Consider the following 21,864-nt stretch of genomic DNA (forward strand, 5'->3'; position numbering starts at 1 on the left):
CCAGCACCCTCCACACCAGGCACCGACACCACCTCAGTAAACGAAGATTCAACAGTCACACTGCCAGCCACGTCGCTCCTCACTATCTCGTCGACACGTGGGGAATCTTCCGTAGGGAGGGATGCCAGCAGATAGGACAGCGGAAGCGTAAGAGCCGGAAAAATAAGAATCAGATTTTTCACGATTGTGCTTCCCCGCTTTCATCACTTGCGGCACCATCTTTCGCGTAAAAGCTCTTAATCACAAATCTATTTTCCTGCTCTAGTACTTCTAGTTCGATGATCCTCTGATTTTCCTGCGCCGGGTACAGTTCTCTCTCACGATATTCGACGTAGGGAGCGTTCTTTGCGTAAATTTTAACGAAGTAGAGCCCTTTAGTCTGTGGGTGTGGAATCGGTTCGTCAATCCGCGTGATTGTATAGTTCTTGCCGTCAACCCATCCCCCGTCTTCGTAAATCGTTCCAATTAGGTCGATGTATGATTGGCAGACTTTGCATTCGGGGCTGCTGACTTTTTTGAGGGTGGTGGTGTTGCCGGTGTTGATGGAGTATGCGAGGAGGTTGAGGTAGTACTCGGCGAAGTAGCGTGCCCCGAACGCGTCCATGTTGGTGGCAGCGCTGGGTAGTTGTGGTTCGTGTGGTTCCACCCAGTCCACGGGCCTGCCCAGCTTCCCGTTGGGTAAAATCGGGTACTCACCGGACATGGGTATGCTTTGCGCCGCTTCGTGTGACCCGCTGTTGGATTGAGGGCTTTGAGCGCTGCCACTCTGGTTGCTACCTTCCCCGTGGCTGCATGCAGCCAGAGTGAGCAAGCCAGCCAATACTGGAACCAGGAGCGTGGAGCGTCGTGATCGTCGTGTCATGTGCACCACACTACGGAACAGTACTGCTGCCCGTACAGACCCAATTCATAATTGTGGATCAAACTCTTTTTGCACCCACCTGTCGATCTGGATGCCTCTAGCTCGGCCCATCACACCTCTATCTTCCGTGAGGTTACTCCTGACCAGTGCAAATGCCTCGCCCGTGGGTGCGATTGCCGGCGACCTGTCCTTCAGATCGACAGACGGGGAAAGGGAGCGGGAGCGGGAACGGGAAGAAGATTTCCCACAATGTGGGAAGACGCTGTATGCGCACGCGCACCCCCACACGAAACCCTTCAGCCCACAAGAAAGCGCAAGCTTGAGCCATCCCCGCAAAGCACGACCCCTGTCTACCCTCGACAATCACACGAGGTCCCGGGCATGTTCCCCCAGGTTCGAACTCGACACACACCCACAGCGCAAAGGGCTCAAGACGACCTCACTGAGCAACCATTCCTGCAGGTCACAGGCTCGCCCACCTAACGGCACGTAGCACCCACAGCCTCACAACGAACCCACCACCACGCCAAATCGAACCTCGGGGACGAAAAGAAAAAGGGGATGCGCATGAGATATCCGGCCGTGCAGCTATTGTTCGGCCCGCGCCTTTCCCGTGCAGGTATTGTCGCGCCTGTGTCCTTCCCATGTCCGCCTAGCCCGCCCTGTGTCTATCCCGTGCCGGCCTTTTCCGGCCTGCACCGCGCCGGTCTAACCCGGCCTTTGTATTTCCCCCGCGCGCCTTACTCGTGGTCGTCGGTGAAAAGGATCAGCGCAATGAACACAAGCGGCTCATCACCGGTGTTCTCGATGCCATGTCGATGATGGTCAGGCACAACAGTCAGATCGCCGGCCGCGACCTCAAACGTCTCATCATCAACTGCATACGTCCCACGCCCGGCCAGAATGTAGTAGAACTCGGACTCACCCTGATGATCATGCACTCCGATCGACTCACCCGGCTGCAGCGTGATCTCGGAGAACATCCGGCCACGCCCAAACATCTCCTCAGGCTTCAAAATGTGAGTCAGGTGCACCGTGCCTGCGCCGTCCCGCATGTGTTCGCGCGCCTCGCGCTGCATATCAGCATTACGTCGAAGAACGAAGGTGTCGTGCGTGGTCATCATGAGCTCCTTTGGCTGATCTCTACGCGGAAAAACGCCTCTCATAGGACGTTATACCGAGCTTACAGCCGCCCGCCCTTCTACGACCAGATATCAGCCAGCGCTGCCCATGAGCACGTACGATATAGACAAGCGAGAGCCACCCTCGTCGCTCATCTCATGACGAATGGACGAGGGTGGCCCAGGCACTGTCGCGTCGGTGCGCGGACAGGCACCCCTTCACGCGCGCAACGCAGCACGGTACGCAATAGCTGCGTCGGTGCGCGACCAGGTAAAACTACTTGCCGGCTCCGTGATAGTTCGGCGCCTCAGTGGTCATTTCCACGTCGTGCGGGTGAGATTCACGCAGGCCGGCGGAGGTGATACGCACGAAACGTCCGTTCTGCTTCAAGTCGTCCAACGTATGAGCACCCAGGTAGAACATGGTTTGGTGCAGGCCACCGATCAGCTGGTAGACGACCGCGGCGAGCGAACCGGTGTACGGCACCTGTCCCTCAATGCCTTCGGGCACAATCTGATCATCAGATGTCACATCGGCCTGGAAGTAGCGGTCCTTCGAGTAGGAACGTTTGCCGCGCGAACTCATTGCTCCAAGAGAGCCCATGCCGCGGTAACGCTTGTACTGCTTACCGTTTGTGAAGACCAGCTCACCGGGCGACTCCTCGCAACCGGCAAGCAGGGAACCAAGCATGACCGTGTCAGCTCCCGCTACCAGCGCCTTACCGATATCGCCTGAGTACTGAAGACCGCCATCAGCAATGAGCGGAACTCCAGCTGGGCGGCAGGCCTGTGCAGCGAGGTGGATCGCGGTGACCTGAGGAACGCCCACGCCTGCCACCACACGGGTAGTGCAGATCGAACCGGGGCCTACGCCCACCTTGACAGCGTCCACACCTGCGTCAATCAGAGCCTGAGCTCCTTCGGTGGTCGCAACGTTTCCGCCGATCACATCCACGCCGTCGAAACGAGAGTCTGACTTGATACGGCGCACCATCTCAAGTTCGAGTTCGGCTCCACCGTTGGCGGTGTCGACAACCAGCACATCAACACCGGCTTCAGCCAGAGCCACCGCACGATCCCACGCGTCGCCCCAGAAACCAATCGCAGCGCCCACAACCAGCCGGCCACGATCGTCCTTCGTCGCATTCGGGTACTGCTCGGTCTTGACGAAGTCTTTCACCGTGATCAAGCCGGTCAGGTGGCCTTCGTCGTCAACGAGCGGAAGCTTCTCGATTCGATGATCAGCCAGCAGCTGCTTGGCGTCCTCACGCGAGATTCCAACCTTGCCGGTGATGAGGCGCTCACGCGGTGTCATGCAGTCGCGTACTGTCAACGTCGACCACTGATCCATCGGCACAAAACGCAGGTCACGGTTGGTGATAATGCCGACCACAACATTGTCGTCATCCACAACCGGCAGACCGGACACGCGGTAATGGCCGCACTTCTTGTCGAGCTCGTCAATCGTGGCGTCGGGCCCCACTGTCACGGGGTCTTCCACCATGCCCGATTCCGAGCGCTTGACTTGCCGCACTTGCGAGACTTGATCCTCGATCGTCAGGTTGCGATGCAGGATGCCGATGCCGCCTTGCCGAGCCATCGCGATCGCCATGCGCGCTTCGGTGACGGTATCCATCGCGGCCGAGATCAACGGAATATGGAGGGAGATCCTCTTCGTGAGCTGCGCTCGGGTTGTCACAGAGGATGGGACAACATTTGTCAGTTCGGGAAGAAGCAGGACATCGTCGTATGTAAGACCAACGAGTTCGAACGGGTTATGTGCGTTAAAGTCTGCCATATCCAAAGTGTAGGCAAATCGGGACGACGAATCGCCCTCGATGACAATGAAAATGGTCACGGATCAGCGCGTGCGTGTGCGGGTCAGCCGGGGCTGCTCTGTGCACACGTCGCAGCTCCCCGGGATCAGCTCGGGCGTGCGCAGAGCAGGCGCACAGGTACGAGGGTGGCCGGTCGCGCCGCCAGGTCAGCAGCACAGACGAGGGAGCCGTTGCGCGTCTCCACCGCAGAACAATCAGCGATCCAGCGGTGCGAGCAACCCATCCTTGATAGCCGAAGCGAACGTCGGTGTGAGAGGCAGACGCGCAAAAATCAGCATCTGAGCCACGTGATATGCATCCGGCTTCCCGGGCCATGTGCGTGTTCCGGGAGCATTGTCCGGTGTCAGCTCGTGATACCAGCGGCCGGGAGCTTCTCGCAGGTATTCATCCACGTACGCCACCCACTGCGCATACAGTTCCTGAAGGCTGCGCGTGGTAATCGTCGGAGCCGACTCATCGCGCAGGTCACCCTCACCTCGTAAATCATTTTCACTGCGCGCACCACCCTTGTCGTTACCAGCATGCGACTTGCCGGCTGGATGCTCGGACAAGAAGGGGGCAATCGCGACAGCAGCGGAAATCGCTTCGCACATCACCCAGTGCATGCGCTCACGCACAACCGGCGTACCCTCGAAATCGGTGGTGTAGACGAAGCCGGGAGCGCCGTCTACGTCCCATCCATCAGCCACGGCGCGCTCAAACAGGCGTACTGCTCCCTCGGTCATCCACGCGATGTCGTCGCCTGGTTCGCCCTCCTGCGCCAGTGCAGCATGCGCCTGGACAAACAGGCGAGCCCACTCTAGGCCGTGACCAGGCGTCACGCCAAAGGGCCGGAAGGGGTGGGCCGGCTCATCACGGTTGTAATCCGGGATAATGCGCCAGTTCGCTGAGAAGTGCTCCGGGATTCGCCACTCGTGCTGGGAAGCCTGGTCGTAGACGAAGCGGATGATTCCGCGTGCGCGGTCAAGCCACTTGCGATCCCCTGTCGCATCCCAAGCAGACAGGAAGCACTCGGTGGTATGCATATTGGCGTTGATGCCGCGGTAGTCCTCTTTTCGAGTGAACGCCAGGTCCCACGATTCGCATACGCGGCCAAATTCCGGTTCCCACCAGTAACGCTCTTCGACCCGCAGCGCCTCATCCAAAAGTTCGTTAGCCTGCGGGATCCCCGCTGCCAGCGCGGAGGTTGCCGCCAAAACGACGAAAGCGTGCGCATAAGCTTCTTTCTTGTCGAGGGCAACTTCGTGTGTGTCAGGCGTGATCGCTGAGTACCAGCCGCCATGCTCATCATCGTGCAGGGGGCCAAGCAACGACGCGACACCGTGCTCGACAAATTCGCGCGCACTGTCATCACCTTTGAGCGCGGCCATGGCGAACACGTGTGTCATCCGGCACGTGATCCACAGTTCAATCGGCCGGGTCGGGTCAACAACTCCGTCCGCATCCAGATAGCCGAATCCGCCATCTACGCGGCTCGCGCGTGCAAAGTCGACAATCGCGTCAAATTCTTCATCGAAACCGACCATGAGATCGGTGTTGGACCAGGGCATTTCCATTGCGGTTCTTCTTCGAGTCGGGTGCGGTTGACTATCGGTTATGACGATGCGGGCGTTCACCGCCCTCGGCCATAGCTACATGACAGCCTAATACGGTCGGCCGTCGAGCTCATGGCGTGCGGCACAATTCGCGCATCAAAGCCACCGTCTCGTCGACGCATGCGCTCAGTGTGCGCACGCGCTGAATGCGCGCATCAACAATGTGGGGGGCGCGTTCTCCCACCAGCACGATATGCAGATCGTCTATGCGCGTGAGCTGCTCTATTAGCTCCTGCGCCCCTGATCCTTTGCCCATGACGATCACGACAGAGCAGCCCAGTTCGCGCCGATGCCTCTCAAATTGCCGTACGGCGCTGGCTGCGTCCGACAATCCGGTGAGCAAAATAGAGGTTGGCACGCCTCTCCATTGCACATCCACCCCAACCATATGCGCGGCAATGAAGTTCGCAGGATCAGCCATAATGACCAGACGGTGATGGCACCAGGCGCTCTGCGCGGTCATGCCGGCGGATCGGGCGGAGTCATGATCGCGTGCTACAGCATCATTCGCGGCGTCGTGCATGTGAGTCTTCCCATCACGGTCACGTGGGCCGCCCTCGTCACTGTGGCAGACTTTGCCAGCATGCGGAGCGAGGGCTCGTAGCACGCGCAGCACGATCGCTGTCAACATCAGTGAGGATGCGCCGCCGGGGGTTTCGCCGGCCGGGTCGTTACGAAGCGTTTCGGTGACTGGTTCGACGAAGTCAGTGTAGGTGTGGATCAGTCCGTGCGTCGCCACTGACGCTTCGACCAGCCGGGCAACCTCCGCGAAATCATCTCGTTGCACGGCATCAAGGAGCTGGTCAGGGGACGAGGGTGGCGCCGCGGGCGCCGCCGCTGCCAGGTCTCGGGCTGAAAGCTCACGCACCGTTGCCGCTGCGTCAGATGGAGCCACTCCTGAGCGGACCAGCTCGACCATTCGGGTCAGCCGCATGATGTCATCTGCAAAATAGCGACGGTGAGCACCTGCGCGTCGGTGTGGGCCCATTCCGTAGCGGCGTTCCCATGTTCGTACCGTCGACGGGGAGATTCCCAGACGTTCGGCAACAGCTGTCACGGTGAGCGGGACGGGGCCTATTTCGGGTGGCTGGCTCGTTGACAGTGGCAGTGTGGGTGTTGCCAGTGGGGCGTGTGAGAAGTCAAATTCGCCACCGTTCTCGATGCTCACGGCCCCTCTCCTTTGGTTCTCGAGGCGCTCAGCGCACTTCGCCTCGGCCCTCAGCTCTGATTCTCGCCCCTTCCTCAGCTTCCTGCCACCGGAAACTTATTCACTACTTACGCAATTTCTATTCAACGAATGGCTACGAATAGGCGCGGGCCCCTCGGATCGTTCAGCTCTTAGCGTGAACAGCTGGGAATTCGCATGGAATTTTCCAGACGGTCTTGAATAAGAGCTGCACAAAAATATAGTCTTAACTCGTGGCGATAACGGGAACAGCTCAAGATCCGAACACTTCGCTCGGACCCGACGCTATTGCCTTTCATCAAAGCCGCATCAGCGGACTCAGAAACACTCTTCCGTTTCCCCTGAGAACCTATGCGCTAAAAGTCAGTGAGGAGCTCTAATGACCGATGTGTCACGCCTACCAGGCCCAATGATGGACGTGTGGGAATGGCAGTACGACGGTGCGTGCCGAGACATGGACACCGAGATGTTCTTCCATCCCGAAGGTGAGCGTGGTGCTGCCAGGCGGCGTCGCGCAGCAAACGCGAAAGCAGTGTGCGCTACCTGTCCCGTCATCGAGCAGTGCCGACAGCACGCACTTGCTTCTCAGGAACCCTATGGTATTTGGGGTGGCATGACCGAAGAGGAACGTCGCGAGATCGTCCAGCGTAAACGTCGCCGCGTGTCCTGATCAGGTCGCTGGCATGCCGGTCTCTTGGAGGAAATCGGCTGCCTATCTCCTAGATAAGGTCGGTGCCTACCTAAAAGTCCCGCTTAGACACACGCCTTACAGGTCAATCTGATACATGCTTTAAAACAGTGGTGGGGTCCTGCAGCTCAGCTGCAGAACCCCACCACTTACTTGTCAGTTGGCTCAGTGCTCGACAATTGCCAGCACGTCACGAGCAGACAGGATCTGGTATTCCTCACCGTCGTACTTGACCTCGGTGCCACCATAGCGGCTGTAGATAACCGAGTCGCCAACCTTCACGTCCATCGGAACACGGTTGCCGTTGTCGTCAATGCGGCCCGGACCCACGGCGATCACTTCGCCTTCCTGCGGCTTTTCCTTGGCGGTATCAGGAATAACCAGACCGGAAGCGGTGGTACGTTCCGCTTCGAGCTGACGGATCACGATACGATCCTCGAGCGGCCTAATGGAGATCGACACTTCGTTGACTCCCTTTCTCATTCGAACAGGTTCATGGTCGCCTCCTCACGCCTGCCGTCGCGGGGGCCAGGGTCTGGAGACATTCATTGTTGCGCGAAGCTGGATAGGGATCCGAACTTCACGTATGCATCTATTTTAAAGCTCAGTTGGCACTCTGACAATCCGAGTGCCAAAATACCGTGTCCCATGGCCTAGCGCGTGGCCTGGGGCGCGCAGATCTCAGTGGATTGCCTCCACACCGACCAGCTCTTGCCATCCCTCCTCCCCCCCTGTTCCCCAGGTTCGAACTCGGCACTGTTTCATCGGCACAACAGGCACACGGCTTAATAAATCCGCTGGTCAGAGACTTGTCACGAAGCAACGTCCCCCTCGTAGATCACCGAAATCGAACCTCGGGACTTAAGGGGGACGTCGGGCCACAGGGTGTGTCGTTGAGATCGAACCTCGGGATCGGGCGTCGGGGATGAAGAGCTGAGGGTATTCGCGAGTGCGCTACACCCAACCTAATACGGCATAAGTTGGCACGTCAGAGCCCAGGAAGACACGTATCTCGTCGCATTTGCCAGTGACATTTACTCCTCAGCGCACATTCGCACAGGCACCAACGTCTCGCGCTCCAGCATTGGTGAGCCACGCCAGCGAGGGCGGCACTCGTTCTGCCCTTTATACATGTCAGGATAGGAGCGTGGTTTATTCGGATGCATCGCAAGTTTTCGGCGAGTTGATCAGCGGGGACGGCAAGAAACTCCTCTCCGAGATCACAGGTTTCTTACCTGAAGGCCTCACCGTCCGCACCGCTCAGCCGCACCTCAACACGCTCAATGCCAAGCTTCGATCCCGAGGATACGCGCCGGATCTGATCTCAGCGGCACTGACTTTGACGAGCCTACGAATCCAGGGCAAAGCGAAATTCGGTGAAGCAGCAGCCGATATGTTTTTTACTCGTGACGGGCTCGAACAGGCCACGCGCGGTGTCATTGCCGAACGCCACGCGGCGGCATTTGTACAGGCAGGGGCGCATGCAGTGGCGGACCTTGGGTGCGGGATCGGTTCGGATTCGCGAGCCTTCGCCCAAGCGGGATTAGGAGTTGAAGCCGTCGAACTGGACGCAACGACCGCAGCCGTGGCAACCGCCAATCTCTCGAGTTACCCCACTGCACGCGTGCGGGTTGCTGACGTGACGGCGCTCGATATCGACACACTGCGCGCAGACGGCGTGGATGCTCTCTTCGTTGACCCCTCCAGGAGGACCGGCGCTGCACGCGGTTCGCAACGCATTTACGATCCGGAACAGTGGTCTCCGCCCTTGTCACAGGCGATTTCCTGGGCCAAGACAATCGGTCGTGTCGCCATCAAAGTTGCTCCGGGAATCGAGCATGCCACGCTGCCGCCAACCTGGCATGCGCAGTGGACCAGCGTCGACGGGGAACTGGTCGAAGCACTGCTCTACTCCCCCGCTATGGGGCTGCCAGCGGGCCGCTCCGCTTGTGTCATGCGGAGCGCTGCTTCCGGCACAGTGTTTTCGACGCTGATTGACGAGGGAGCCCGCGGAAACTGCGCTGCACGCGTTGCGCAGGCACCTGTCGGTGTCCTTGGCTCGATGCTCACTGAGCCCGATCCTGCAGTGATCCGGTCCGGAGGAATCGCCACGTTGGCCGAGCAATTCGGTGCACACCTCATTTCCGGTTCGATTGCTTACCTCACCGCAGACTCGCTACCCGCTGCCGAATGGTGGACACGGTTTGAGGTGTGCTCGGTGGTTCCTCTGCGCATGAAAGCCATCAAGAAGGCGCTTCGCGAATTCGACCCCAGCTCGGTTGAAATCAAGAAGCGCGGTGCTTCAATCGATACCGGAGCAATGCAGCGCGCTTTAGCCTCGGCGCTTTCTTCCGACTCGGATGGCGGTGAGATGACCGTTTTCGCAACACGGCTTGGCGACACTCACCGTGCAATCCTCACCCGTCGACTCGATCATGCAGGAAACCGCACTTCTCATTAGGTTCTGACCGCGTCATTCCTTTAGGTTCTGACCGCGTCATTCCTCTAGGCTCTGACCGCGTCATTGCTCACCTGACGCCTGGGGCGTCCACCTCGTTTCACTGTCTCGTATAGCCGAGACCGTTGCTCCACAGCGGCCCATACTTTGCCGATTACATGGTCGGGGTGGAAGAGATCCGACCAGGTCACACGCACGACGATCCACCCTCGTTTTTCGAGGATGTGCTGGCGCCGCATTTGCTGAGCATAGGAATCTGATACTTCAAAGCGGTTGTCTCCGTACTTGGCATAGCCGTCGAACTCAATGGCGACTTTGGCTTTTTCGAGTGCCACGTCAATGTAGAAGCATCCGCCGAGTCGATCGGCAGGTGAGCGCACTTGGGTGGTCAGACCCGTACAGCCGCCAGATTTCAACACCCACATAAGGGCCGCTTCACCAGTTGATTCGCATCCGGCATCACTATGCCTGCATATCCACTCGGCCCAGCGTCTGCGGCGAAACCCTTTCGGAAGCTGTCGAATCGCTCGTAGCCACGTCTCACGCACACGGCCTTCCTGCTTGCGCGAACGGTGCTCGACGCTCCGCTTGAACCCCGACGTCCGATTCAGCGCACCGCACATCATCGCGAATGCGCACGGCAGAGGCGCCGTGAGAGCTGCCGTCAGGGCTGTTGCGCTCACCGATGTGCACCGCAAAATCACGCACCGAGGCGAGCGACGGTGGCCGCTTGGCAGCGCACGCCCCATCTGAAGGTCCAGCTGACGCGGTCTTTCGCTCATGAAGGACCGCGAAGAGTGTCGTCGGATCCGCGCCATTTTCACATGGACCGTCTGCCGCTGCGAACCTTCGCGTGCCAGCGACGCTGTCACCGATTCGCCACTGCGCTGCTCCCACCAGTAGATCACCCCACCCTGGGTCCTGCACGATTCCAATCGAATCGTTCGCATGGTCGGAACAGCTTTTCCAGGTCGTGTGGGCACCAGCAGATGGACATCGCCGCTGAGTTCATATGTATACAAGCCGTGCACCAATGCAGCCGATTCTCCAATCACGACTGCATCTCGGTAGGTCATGGCAGCTGCAATGATCCGCGACAGCTCAATGATTCGCCGTATTTTCCACGGCTCTGCAATGCCATCGAAAACGGCGGTCGACAGGTAAATTCCGCGCACGATCTGAATCAGTAAGCGCCCAGTTTCTGCCGCTACCTGCTTCGGGCGCTGCCGTCTCGACGTCTTGGCCATGTGCCGTGCAACCCACCGCAGCGTTGGTGGACCGTGGCCGCCGTTGACTGACTCCATCGAGCCCTTCCTTTCACATTCGCCCATTCTGAGGCCGCCGCGTTGCCCGCTCCCCCCTCGTCGATTGAGCCAGTATGCAAGAGTACGGGCACGGATGTTCAGCGGTCGCAAGCATCTGTGGAATCCGACCATCGACGAGGCAGACCTGTGGACAAGCGGGCGCACTGCCGTCTTTCAACTGCCACTCCTGCCCTACTGACCTCTTCACTTCATCCCCGAGGTTCGAATTCGATGCAGTTATTCACGCATTCTCAGGTATTTCCGGACGAAACCGCAGGTCACAGCCATCCACCCTCTTCGTTCACCTCGAAAATCCCGTCGAATTCGAACCTCGGGGATGGGGAGGAAGGTGGCGCAAGAAGAAACAAGCGTAGTATCAACGGATCGAGGAATCGCCGAACGCGAGCAACCCCTGCCTGAATGCAGTTGCCGCAACCGCGCCAAGCAGCCAGCTGCTCAACATCGACCCCACCCACGCGCCCGATCGCGATTGACGAAATTCGCCGAGTTGTCGTGCGCGCAGCCTTTCAGACTGGGACAATGATCCAGTTACTAATTCGCATGAGCGCGAGCACAACAGCCGGTGCGCACGGACATCCCTTCAACCAAAACCAGCCGCACCAGCCACCACCCGCCCACGCGTTTCATCCACCGAAAGGCCGAGAACATGCACCTCACGTTCTCCTCGTCCGAACGATCCACCATCGGCGTTGAATGGGAACTCCAGCTCATTGACAAGGATTCCAACGATCTGCGCCAGGCTGCCAACGCCATTCTGGACGCGCCCGAAGCTCAGGTCGACGGCAAACTTCACCCCCACATTCAACGCGAGATGCTGCTCAACACCATCGAGATCACATCCGGAGCCCGGCACACGGTCGGTGAATGCATGCGCGACATCACCGAGACGATCGAGCTTCTTCGACCGGTCACGGACCGCCTGCGCATCGAGCTCGGCAGCGCCGGAACCCACCCGTTCGCCTCTCCAGCCTTCCAGCGCGTCACTGACTCAGAGCGCTACGCAGAGCTGGTTGAACGCACACAGTACTGGGGTCGTCAGATGCTCCTGTACGGCATCCACGTCCACGTCGGCGTCGAGTCGCGAGACAAAGTGCTCCCGCTTCAATCAGCCCTCGCCTCGCGCCTGGGACATATGCAGTCACTCGCAGCATCCTCGCCCTTCTGGTCAGGACGCGACACCGGGTACGCCTCGAACCGCGCGATGGTTTTCCAGCAACTTCCCACGGCCGGCATCCCTCAACAGTTCGAACAGTGGGACCAGCTGGAAAAGTACGCCGCAGACATGATTCGCACCGGCATCATCGATGGTTTTGATGAGGTGCGCTGGGACGTGCGCCCCTCCCCCAAGCTCGGCACCGTGGAGAACCGCGTCTTCGATGCCGCCACCAACGCGACGGAGGTCGCAGCCCTTGCAGCACTGACACACTGCTTGGTCGAATGGTATTCACGCAAACTCGACGCCGGGGAGCAGATCGAGCCTATGCCGGAGTGGTTTGTCGCTGAGAACAAGTGGCGTTCAGCGCGTTACGGGATGGAAGCGATCCTCATTTTGGATGCGCATGGCAACGAGGAATTGGTCACCGACACGGTCGTTCGTATGCTGAACGATCTGGAGCCTGTGGCGAAAGACCTCAAATGCGCTGACGAGTTGGCAAGTATTGAGAAGATCCTCAAACTCGGAGCGTCCTACCAGCGTCAACGCATCGTCGCTGAGAATGCACGGCACAACTCTCGCGAAGCGGTCACCGAGCTGCTGCTCGCCGAGATGCGTGCCGGCCGCCCGCTTAACCCGCTCGAGTTCCTCAACACCCGCTCCAAGGGTGCTCCGAGCACGGACCGAGACTCCAAGAAGTAGTGTTTTTCGCCTCTCGGCGTGCTGCTGTCAGCATTGCCGAGGGCGACCTTCTGCCTCGCATCACCGGTTAGGTGAACAACATTCGTACTCGGAGACCACTGCCATGTCGGCGTTTGTCGGCGCCATCCACGTCTGAGTCAACGGCATAGCAGAATCCGGTGAAAAGTCCCAGTCCGATGGCGCCGCACCACCGGCAACGAGACGAGCTCCCAGTGCCGCGATCTGCGCCCCGTTGTCAGTGCAAAAACGCATGGGAGGCATACGCACAGTCAGTCCTGCGCCCTCGGCGCGCTCCTGGATCAGCTGGCGAAGCCGCGAGTTGGCTGAGAAACCTCCGCCGATCACAATGGTGTCGCATCCCGTGTCGAGGCATGCCCTCACCGTTTTGGCGGTCAGCGAGTCATTGACCGCTTCGGAAAAGCCGGCACAGATATCTTCTGCCCGAAGCTCAGCGCCGCGAGCCTTCTCTCCCTCGACGTATCGGGCGACTGCGGTCTTCAACCCTGAGAAACTGAAGTCGTAGCGGTAACGGTCCTTGTCTTTAACGGCGTGGAGGCCTCGTGGGAAACGAATGGCGTCGCGGTCTCCTTGCTGAGACAGGCGATCCACGTGCGGCCCTCCAGGGTAGGGCAGCCCGAGCAGACGGCCAACCTTGTCAAAAGCCTCACCTGCAGCGTCGTCCAGTGTGCCTCCGAGTTCACGCACGCCATCGACCCAGTTCTCGACGAGCAGGATGTTGGAGTGTCCGCCCGAGACAACAAGACCGATAAAGCGCTCCGGAAGGGGACCTTCAGCCAGCCCGTCTACCGCCATATGCCCGATGACATGGTTGACTCCGTACAGTGGCTTATCGAGTGCCAATGCCAGCGATTTTGCCGCGCAGATTCCCACTGTCAGAGAGCCAACCAGTCCTGGACCTGCACTGACGGCAATGGCATCTACATCGGATAGCGAGGCGCCTCCCTCGTGCAATGCACTGTCGAGGGTCGGAATGAAAGATTCCAGGTGTGCGCGTGACGCAATTTCGGGGATGATTCCGCCGTACCGAGCGTATTCGTCCATCGATGTGGCGGTGCGGTCGATCAGCAGCTCAGTTCCGCGTACCAGTGCCACACCGGTTTCGTCGCATGTCGATTCGATTCCAAGAATGAGGGGTTCAGATTCGCCAGTCACAGACGCGATTGTAGCCCCTGCGCGCCCTGATGACGATTTTGCACACCTCAACAGCGACGAGGGTGGCCGACGAAGCACTATTTGTCGGTGATGAAAGTGTCAATGAGCAGCCTCGTATCCGCGTATCGGTCCTCATCCGTGGCTGACCCGTAGACGAAAAGAAGATACTCGTCGGAACTATCTGCTCGATAGGCGGTGACGATGTTGAACAGGTCCGGGATTGAGCCGGTTTTGACTCCGTACACATGCGGATCGTACTGCGGCTTGTCGGGGTCCAGGAAGTAGTTCGTGTTTTTCCATTGATACTCGCCCGTGGAGGTCTGAACTGACGCTGCGGGCATTGCGACAATATCGCGGAACCACTGTTTGGTCATGAGTGCGGTCACCACGCGCGAAACGTCCCGCACAGTCGATCGGTCAACGGTGTTCAGACCTGAGGGCTCGGAGATGTGCGTATCGTTGTAGCCGTGGTCCGCTAGGAATTGCGCCAGCCCCTCGACGTAGGCAGCGAGGGCGTCCTGTGGCGCAGCCTGTTCATTATTGAGCAGGTCGCGGCCGGTTCCCACGGCTATTGCATATGCCGCGTCATTGCCTGAGGGCAGCAGCAACCCCGTGAGCAGTTCGCGCAACGTGTACTCGCCCGGCATGATTCCAGCGAGTGAGGAGTTGTCGGGCGGCATCAAAAGTGTTTCCTCATCGACACTGAGAACATCGTCGAGGGAGAGCCTACTCACGGCGTATTCAACGGTGAAGAGCTTCTGAGTACTGGCAGCACTGACGGCGCGATCAATCTGTTCGGCCGCGATCAGGTCGCCGGTTTGGGCATCCATCACCTGCCAGCTCGCAGCAGTTGTAGCCACTGCAGGGTGGTCGAACGGGTCGTGCGCGATGGGCATGTTTTCAGCCGATTGCGACTGGTTGGCTGTCACGTCGACTGCTCGCGCCGGCTCGACGTTATCGTCACTGGCCGACTGGCTCGCGGCTGCTGGCGTGTTTTCCACCTGTGCACGCAGCGCACTGATGGTGGGACTGTCCCATGCCAACGCTACCGCGACAAGGATGCTGGCCAGCAGGCAAATTCCCACGCGTGTCGTCACCGTTGCGATGGTTGCACCTGCCGAATGGGAAGTGTGCGCCGGGAAGCGTTTGTGATCCGCGTACGCACTGTCACTGCCGGTCGAATCGCTTTCTTTAGGTGAGACAGGCCGAAGGGGAAATGAACCAGGCCGTTCACAGGTCGGGTCATCCCAAGGTTGCGGCGGATAGGAGGCCGGCATCTCGGAGTCTGTGCTACCTCGGAGTTCCTCACCTCCCTCGGCACTGTCCGCGCTTGTTGTGCTGGTGATGCTGGAAGAACCGTCAGGGTCGGCAGCGCTGGTCGTACCGGCGGCGGTCTTCGGATCGGTGCGAAGTGCAAGCGGATCAGGTAAAGGGCGCCGCGCTTTCCTGCCGATGCGTGTGTGTTGGCGCCCGCCCGCTGATAGGAATATCGGCATCGCCAACACCTCCGTTCGCATGCGTCACCGGCACTGCCAATGCGTCGATTGTATTATGCGTGTTCCCTGCGGCCGCGACACCACCCGGTGACGAACCGCATCCACCCGCGCCTCAAGCCCCAGACACAAGCCCCGAGCCCTGCCCCAGTCCAAGTCCTAGGGCCCCAAGCCCAATTACACGTCCCCCTGTTCTAGAGCCAGTCCAGAACAAATGCCAGCGTTCGTACCCATCCCGACCCAGTCGCATCTCACCCCAGTCCCGTCCCAGTCCCGTCCCAGTCCCCCAGGTTCGAATTCGACATCGACGAGGGCGACTCGACGAGGCTGATCACGATAAAAGCGCAGGTCACAAGCTTCCTGCTTCCATCACACCGATTCAAACCGCGCCGAATTCGAACCTCGGGGTACGGGAGGGTGCGGCACTGACGCAGCAGGGTTGGGTTCGGCAGCATGGTTGGACCCAGCAGCATAGTTGGGTCCGAGGTCACGCAGGCTTTGCGCGCACAGAAGGGAAAGCACAGACAGCAGCGTCAGCGTAGGTGACAGGGTCGAGGGCGGCAGCATGAAGGGCGGGAGCCAAGTTTTCACTTGGCTCCCGCCCCCAACTGCAAGACTCTGGCACCTGTCGGGGCTACTGCCCCATGGGTGACAGGTCCTCGAAGTTTACAACCCCTTGAACAGTGCCTTTCCGAGCTGACGGTTCAGCGTGGAGATCACATCCAACGGGATCTGCTTCGGGCAGACAGCCGCGCACTCGCCGATGTTGGTGCAAGCGCCAAAGCCTTCAGCGTCCATCTGGTTAAGCATCGCGTTGACGCGCTTGAGGTTCTCCGGCTTACCTTGCGGCAGCAGGTTCAAGTGCGTGACCTTCGCGGAGGTGAACAACATGGCCGATGCATTCGGGCATGCAGCCACACACGCACCGCAGCCAATGCAGGCAGCAGCTTCGAACGCCTTGTCTGCATCCTGCTTCGGGATCGGCGTGGCGTGCGCATCCGGCGCAGCACCCGTGTTGACGGAAATGTAGCCGCCAGCCTGGATGATGCGGTCGAAAGCAGAACGGTTCACGACCAGGTCGCGAATAACCGGGAAACCGTTGGCACGCCACGGCTCGATGGTGATGGTGTCGCCATCGTTGAAGTGACGCATGTGCAGCTGACATGTGGTCGTCACCTCGGGTCCGTGAGCGATGCCGTTGATGACCAGGCCGCACTGACCGCAGATGCCTTCACGGCAGTCCGAGTCAAATGCAATCGGTTCTTCCCCGCGTTCGAAGAGTTCTTCGTTGAGAATGTCGAGCATTTCGAGGAATGAGGATTCCTCGGATACTCCGCGGACTTCGTACTCGTGCATGGCACCGGGGTCCTCGGGCCCGTTTTGGCGCCAGATTCTTAATGTCAGGTTCACTTGTAGCTCCGCTGTTTCAGCTCGATGTTGTTGTAGATCAGATCTTCCTTGTGCAGGATTGGGGGCTGCCCCTCACCGGTCCACTCCCAAGCGGCGACGTACAGGAACTTGTCGTCGTGACGAAGTGCCTCGCCCTCGGGTGTCTGGGACTCTGCGCGGAAGTGGCCGCCACACGATTCCTCGCGGTGCAACGCATCCACGCACATGAGCTCGCCCAGCTCCATGAAGTCAGCGACGCGACCGGCGCGCTCCAGGGACTGGTTGAGTTCTCCGACTGACCGTCCGGGCACACGCACGTTTGCCCAGAAGTCCTGGCGCAACTTACGGATCATATCGATCGCCTTGCGCAGGCCTTTCTCGGTACGCTCCATGCCGCAGTATTCCCACATGATATGGCCAAGTTCCTTGTGGAAGGAGTCCACCGAGCGGTTGCCTCCCACTGCCATCAGGCGATCGATCTTGTCCTGTGCTTCCTTCATCGCTGCCACAACATCCGGGCTCGACTTGTCAAGCTTCGGCAAACCGAAAGCGTGCGCCAGGTAGTCGTTGATGGTGTTAGGCAGAACGAAGTAGCCGTCTGACAGGCCCTGCATCAGTGCCGATGCACCCAGTCGGTTGGCACCGTGGTCGGAGAAGTTAGCTTCACCTGCCACGTACAGGCCATCGAGGTTCGACTCGAGGTCGTAGTCAACCCACAGGCCGCCCATGGTGTAGTGGACTGCAGGGTAAATACGCATCGGAACGTCGTACGGGTTGTCACCGGTGATGCGCTCGTACATGTCGAACAGGTTGCCGTACTTGGCGCTGACGGCCTCGCGTCCCATGCGCTCGATGGCTTCTGAGAAGTCCAGGTACACGCCACGGGCCACGCCTTGAATCTCAGGTCCGACACCGCGACCTTCGTCGCACATGTTCTTCGCCTGGCGCGACGCAATATCGCGGGGAACGAGGTTACCGAACGAGGGGTAGATGCGTTCGAGGTAGTAGTCGCGATCTTCCTCCGGAATCTCGCGAGGGTCCTTCTTGCAGTCTTCCTTCTTCTTCGGCACCCAGATGCGACCGTCGTTACGTAGCGATTCACTCATCAGGGTCAGCTTGGATTGCTGATCGCCATGCTGAGGAATACAGGTCGGGTGGATCTGCGTGAAGCACGGGTTCGCGAAGTATGCGCCCTTACGGTGTGCACGCCAGATAGCGGTTGCGTTGCAGCCCATTGCGTTGGTTGACAGGAAGAACACGTTGCCGTATCCGCCGGTCGCCAACACGACTGCGTCAGCCACGTACGGTTCCAGCTCGCCGGTGGTCATATCGCGAGCGACGATGCCGCGAGCCTTGCCGTCAGAGACGATCAGTTCGACCATTTCATGACGTGAGTGCTCGATGACGGTTCCTGCCGCAACCTGACGCTCCAGCGCCTGGTAGGCACCGATCAGCAGCTGCTGACCTGTCTGACCACGTGCGTAGAACGTACGGGATACCTGCACACCACCGAAGGAGCGGTTGTCCAGAAGACCGCCGTATTCGCGTGCGAACGGCACGCCCTGCGCGACGCACTGGTCAATGATGTTGGCGCTGACTTCGGCCAGTCGATACACGTTGGTCTCGCGAGCGCGGTAGTCGCCGCCCTTGACTGTGTCGTAGAACAGCCTGTAGACCGAGTCGTTGTCGTTGCGGTAGTTCTTTGCCGCGTTGATGCCGCCTTGAGCAGCGATGGAGTGTGCTCGACGGGCGGAATCCTGATAGAAGAACACGTCGACGTGGTAGCCCATTTCGCCCAGCGACGCGGCAGCGGCGCCGCCGGCCAGACCGGTTCCCACGATGATGACGTGGAGTTTGCGTCGGTTTGCAGGGTTGACGAGGGCTGCAGAGAACTTTCGCTGCTCCCAGCATTGTGACAACGGCACGTCCAGAGGCGCTTTCGTGTCGGCAATGGCGTCGCCCTCGCGATACAAGCCTGCTATTAATGTCTCACTCATTTTGTATCTGTGCCTTACCTACTAGGAGATCATGCCAACCGCGATGGCAACCGGAGGAGCCATGAACATGACAAAGATGAGGCCGCCAATGAGCCCTGACAGAATCACCATGGCTTTGCGGGTATTTGAACGAACCCAGCCCAGAGTCTGGAATGCGGACCAGAAACCGTGGCACACGTGAAGGCAGGCGACGCCTACGAACACGAGGTAAACCAGCACCATCAAAGGATTCTGGAAGGTGGCAACCATTCGCTCATATGGAGTGTTCTCGATGGCAAAACCGGTGCGCACCACACCCATCGTGAAGTGAAGGAGGTGGAAGACGATCCCGATCAGCAGGATGACTGCCGTTACGCGCATGGTGCGTGCCGCATACGCCACTGCCGCGTCTTTCTTGACGACGTAGCGTGTGGGGCGTGCTCGGCGTGAACGCAGCCAGACCTGAGCGGCGGATACAACGTGAATGACCAGGAAAAGGATCATTGCAGCGCGGAATACCCAGATAAATCCGCCGTAAGGGAAGATTGGAACGAACGCTTCACCCTTCAGCCAGTGGGCGTAGTGATCGTACGCCTCTTGACCGAGGAACATTTTCAGGTTGCCGTACGAGTGGAACAGCAAGAATATTACGAAGACCAGACCGGAGACCGCCATCAGTTGTTTCATGAACACTGACGTGGTCCACGCATGTCGCTTCTTCGTCACAACAGTTTTCGTGGCCATGGCTTTAGCCTATCGACCTGACACGGCCATCACGCCCAAACCGCCGCCCGTTTTTCCGCCCTTCCTACCTTGAGGAGGACGTTTTTGGCTTATTTTCGCGCCTGCGTCGGCTCGCGCTACCGGCCGTTTCCGCGATGTCACCACAGCAGCGACCGTGTGGCGCCCACTGCGAACCACGCAATTAGGCAACCCATAACTTTCAAATATGACGGAAGTCCCGGTTAGCGGCGAGGGCGCGCATCGTGATGGCATCTTCGAGCGGGTGATGGAAGTAGCGAGGGACTCGTCCCATTGCATCGAACCCTGCATTCTCATAAAGGCGCTGGGCAGCGACGTTCGACGAACGTACTTCCAGGAAAATTCGTTCAGCACCAGCCGACCAGGCGCCCTCCATGAGCCGATTGAGCAGTTCGCGCCCAATCCCTCGGCCACGCCACGCGCGGGTCACACCGATCGTCATGATGTCGGCGTCAGGACCAATCCGCACTCCGCCGTATCCCACGGGTTCCGCCGCAGACTTCTCAGATCCGCCAGCCTGAGCGAGCAGGTACAACCGTCCGGGTGCACGCAGTTCCTGTTCGATCATGGTGCTGGTCCACGGGTCTTCGGCAAAAATGTCGCGTTCGAGGGTTTCCATGATGGCAGCGTCGCCCTCGCCCATGGGTCGAAAATTGACGAGGGGGACCTGCTCACTGGTGTCGTGCGCGGGCGCGCTGTCAGGCGAATTGGCCATTTACATGCGTTCAGGACGCTGTCCGTGAATGTCGGGGCGGCGCAGGTACAGGGGTTGCGTGTCCAGTGTGTCCTCTAGGCCGCGTTCGAGGCGGGAGCGGACAATTCGGCTGGCCACGGACACATCGAAGGGAGTCACAGGCACTGTCTGGACGGCTGAAAGAGCTTCCTCAGCGAAAGACGGAAGTGTTCCGGTGGTCACCAGCATGGAGGCGCTGGCCTGCAGTTCGTTCGCCAACGTGCGCACTGGCCCCACGGTCGGCTCGGTGATGGTGGCTACATCGTCCGGACCTTGAGCCTCGTACTGTGCCCAGTACATTTCATGACGGCGAGCATCCGTCGCCACGATCACACGCTGATCTGGTGGCAAAAGGTCCAGGCCGGCTCGGGCAATCATGTCCAGGGAGCACACACCGTACAGAGGGATGCCGGCTGCGCGCGCAATGGTGCGTGCACTGACCAAGCCGGCTCGCAAACCTGTGAAGGGTGCCGGACCGGTTCCCACGATAACGGCATCGATATCATCCGAGTTTAAAGGCCCTTCGATACCTGCTTCGGCTAGCACCTGGTGGATGAGTGGCGCAATGGATTCGGCATGGTGGCGAGCAGAGTCATTGGAGGCATACAGCGTTGGTTCACCCTCGCGGACAAGCGCGATGGTGGTAGCGCCGGAGGTGTCAATACAAAGGTCAGTCACGGTGGGATCCTACTTCGTCGTGTAAGTCAGTGGTGGGAGCGTCCAGTCCTGCGAGCGCCCGGGCCTTTTCATCCAGGTCATCGAGTACGCCAGCCCAGCGGGTTCCATGCAAAATGAAGGTCAGCGTGCGTTCGCCACTGTCAATATCTTCCAGGTCGATCACATCGTGATGCGTCTGGCTATCGGCGTGAACATCTGCCTCATCAGCCTGACGGCCGGCATGAATATGTGCCTCATCAGCCTGACAGCCGCAGTGAGCATCTGTTTGACGACCTAAGTGAGCATCTGTGCCCTCATCGTCACCGCCGGCAGCGGTTCCTTCGGCGCGTTCGATCACGATTTCCAGCCGATCATCCGACAACTGCTCGGTCTTGCCTTCGCCCCACTCGATAACCGTGACCGTGTCTTGCGTAGTGGAGTCCAAGTCTACGGTTTCCAGATCATCCAGGTCGGTGATGCGGTAGGCATCAGCATGGACGAGGGCGAGCCCGCCCTCGTCCAACGGCGGGTGGATACGGCTGACGGTAAATGTCGGAGACGTGACGTGGCCACGCACATTCAGTCCCTGCCCAATCCCCTGGGTCAGCGTGGTTTTTCCCGCACCCAAAGGGCCGCTGAGCATGATGATGTCGCCTGCGCGCAGTGTGCTGGCCAACGCTTTGCCAATGGCTCGCGTATGGTCGGCGCTGGTGACGTGAATTGTCGATTCCTGAACCTGAGTCATCTCCACGA

At 59.4% G+C, this 21,864-nt stretch carries 19 protein-coding genes; 3 read left to right on the top strand and 16 right to left on the bottom strand.

From position 1 onward, the window contains the following. From HMPREF2975_RS12805 to HMPREF2975_RS07830, 6 genes are all read right to left on the bottom strand, one after another. A partial coding sequence (locus HMPREF2975_RS12805) for a hypothetical protein (RefSeq protein ID WP_227469330.1) occupies positions 1-182 on the bottom strand: 182 nt, incomplete at its 3' end. Further along, a complete protein-coding gene (locus HMPREF2975_RS07810; protein ID WP_070726935.1) occupies positions 179-703 on the bottom strand; it encodes a DUF6318 family protein in 525 nt (174 codons plus the stop codon). The genes HMPREF2975_RS07810 and HMPREF2975_RS12805, both read right to left, overlap by 4 nt. 899 nt (positions 704-1,602) lie before the next feature. Continuing rightward, positions 1,603-1,983 (bottom strand): cupin domain-containing protein, encoded by a 381-nt coding sequence (locus tag HMPREF2975_RS12995; RefSeq protein WP_058237118.1) that lies wholly within the window; start codon positions 1,981-1,983, stop codon positions 1,603-1,605. 277 nt (positions 1,984-2,260) lie between these two features. Continuing rightward, a complete protein-coding gene (gene guaB, locus HMPREF2975_RS07820) occupies positions 2,261-3,781 on the bottom strand; it encodes an IMP dehydrogenase (RefSeq protein WP_058237847.1) in 1,521 nt (506 codons plus the stop codon). 234 nt (positions 3,782-4,015) lie between these two features. Then, positions 4,016-5,377 (bottom strand): AGE family epimerase/isomerase, encoded by a 1,362-nt coding sequence (locus tag HMPREF2975_RS07825; protein ID WP_070726937.1) that lies wholly within the window; start codon positions 5,375-5,377, stop codon positions 4,016-4,018. A 109-nt stretch (positions 5,378-5,486) separates the two neighbouring features. Beyond that, a complete protein-coding gene (locus tag HMPREF2975_RS07830) occupies positions 5,487-6,584 on the bottom strand; it encodes a MerR family transcriptional regulator (RefSeq protein ID WP_070726939.1) in 1,098 nt (365 codons plus the stop codon). A gap of 397 nt (positions 6,585-6,981) precedes the next feature. On the opposite strand from HMPREF2975_RS07830, the gene HMPREF2975_RS07835 reads away from it, so the two are divergent. Further along, on the top strand, positions 6,982-7,272 hold the full coding sequence (locus tag HMPREF2975_RS07835; protein ID WP_058237120.1) for a WhiB family transcriptional regulator: 291 nt from the start codon (positions 6,982-6,984) through the stop codon (positions 7,270-7,272). Between the two features lie 183 nt (positions 7,273-7,455). Here the strand turns inward: HMPREF2975_RS07835 and groES are convergent, their stop codons facing one another. Continuing rightward, the gene (gene groES / locus HMPREF2975_RS07840; RefSeq protein ID WP_070726986.1) at positions 7,456-7,752 is read right to left on the bottom strand and encodes a co-chaperone GroES; all 297 of its coding nucleotides are present in this window, start codon (positions 7,750-7,752) and stop codon (positions 7,456-7,458) included. A 685-nt stretch (positions 7,753-8,437) separates the two neighbouring features. On the opposite strand from groES, the gene HMPREF2975_RS07845 reads away from it, so the two are divergent. Further along, positions 8,438-9,751 (top strand): class I SAM-dependent methyltransferase, encoded by a 1,314-nt coding sequence (locus HMPREF2975_RS07845; RefSeq protein WP_083314483.1) that lies wholly within the window; start codon positions 8,438-8,440, stop codon positions 9,749-9,751. A gap of 44 nt (positions 9,752-9,795) precedes the next feature. On the opposite strand, the gene HMPREF2975_RS07850 is transcribed toward HMPREF2975_RS07845, so the two are convergent. Further along, on the bottom strand, positions 9,796-11,052 hold the full coding sequence (locus HMPREF2975_RS07850; protein WP_070726941.1) for a hypothetical protein: 1,257 nt from the start codon (positions 11,050-11,052) through the stop codon (positions 9,796-9,798). Positions 11,053-11,719: 667 nt separating this feature from the next. Here HMPREF2975_RS07850 and HMPREF2975_RS07855 point away from each other — a divergent pair. Continuing rightward, on the top strand, positions 11,720-12,928 hold the full coding sequence (locus HMPREF2975_RS07855; RefSeq protein WP_070726989.1) for a glutamate--cysteine ligase: 1,209 nt from the start codon (positions 11,720-11,722) through the stop codon (positions 12,926-12,928). Positions 12,929-12,988: 60 nt separating this feature from the next. On the opposite strand, the gene tsaD is transcribed toward HMPREF2975_RS07855, so the two are convergent. From tsaD to tsaE, 8 genes are all read right to left on the bottom strand, one after another. Beyond that, on the bottom strand, positions 12,989-14,101 hold the full coding sequence (tsaD, locus tag HMPREF2975_RS07860; protein WP_227469331.1) for a tRNA (adenosine(37)-N6)-threonylcarbamoyltransferase complex transferase subunit TsaD: 1,113 nt from the start codon (positions 14,099-14,101) through the stop codon (positions 12,989-12,991). 77 nt (positions 14,102-14,178) lie between these two features. After that, positions 14,179-15,597, bottom strand: coding sequence for a D-alanyl-D-alanine carboxypeptidase family protein (locus HMPREF2975_RS07865; protein ID WP_193600019.1), 1,419 nt, complete (start codon positions 15,595-15,597; stop codon positions 14,179-14,181). 663 nt (positions 15,598-16,260) lie between these two features. Continuing rightward, positions 16,261-17,004 (bottom strand): succinate dehydrogenase/fumarate reductase iron-sulfur subunit, encoded by a 744-nt coding sequence (locus tag HMPREF2975_RS07875; protein WP_058237125.1) that lies wholly within the window; start codon positions 17,002-17,004, stop codon positions 16,261-16,263. Beyond that, entirely contained in the window at positions 17,001-18,980 is a 1,980-nt protein-coding gene (locus HMPREF2975_RS07880) for a fumarate reductase/succinate dehydrogenase flavoprotein subunit (protein WP_070726947.1), read from the bottom strand. Before HMPREF2975_RS07880 ends, HMPREF2975_RS07875 begins: the two co-directional genes overlap by 4 nt. Before the next feature lie 21 nt (positions 18,981-19,001). Continuing rightward, complete coding sequence (locus HMPREF2975_RS07885) at positions 19,002-19,703, bottom strand: succinate dehydrogenase cytochrome b subunit (RefSeq protein ID WP_070726949.1); 702 nt, start codon at positions 19,701-19,703, stop codon at positions 19,002-19,004. A gap of 199 nt (positions 19,704-19,902) precedes the next feature. Continuing rightward, positions 19,903-20,436, bottom strand: a complete 534-nt coding sequence (gene rimI / locus HMPREF2975_RS07890; RefSeq protein WP_227469332.1) for a ribosomal protein S18-alanine N-acetyltransferase — start codon at positions 20,434-20,436, stop codon at positions 19,903-19,905. Then, positions 20,437-21,132 (bottom strand): tRNA (adenosine(37)-N6)-threonylcarbamoyltransferase complex dimerization subunit type 1 TsaB, encoded by a 696-nt coding sequence (gene tsaB, locus HMPREF2975_RS07895; RefSeq protein ID WP_070726951.1) that lies wholly within the window; start codon positions 21,130-21,132, stop codon positions 20,437-20,439. It lies immediately after the preceding gene. Further along, positions 21,125-21,856 carry a tRNA (adenosine(37)-N6)-threonylcarbamoyltransferase complex ATPase subunit type 1 TsaE gene (gene tsaE, locus HMPREF2975_RS07900; RefSeq protein ID WP_070726953.1) on the bottom strand — a complete coding sequence of 244 codons (732 nt, stop codon included), beginning with the start codon at positions 21,854-21,856 and terminating at the stop codon, positions 21,125-21,127. Before tsaE ends, tsaB begins: the two co-directional genes overlap by 8 nt. Positions 21,857-21,864: the final 8 nt, after the last annotated feature.

The organism is Actinomyces sp. HMSC065F12, from assembly GCF_001814535.1.
Lineage (GTDB): Bacteria > Actinomycetota > Actinomycetes > Actinomycetales > Actinomycetaceae > Pauljensenia > Pauljensenia radingae_A.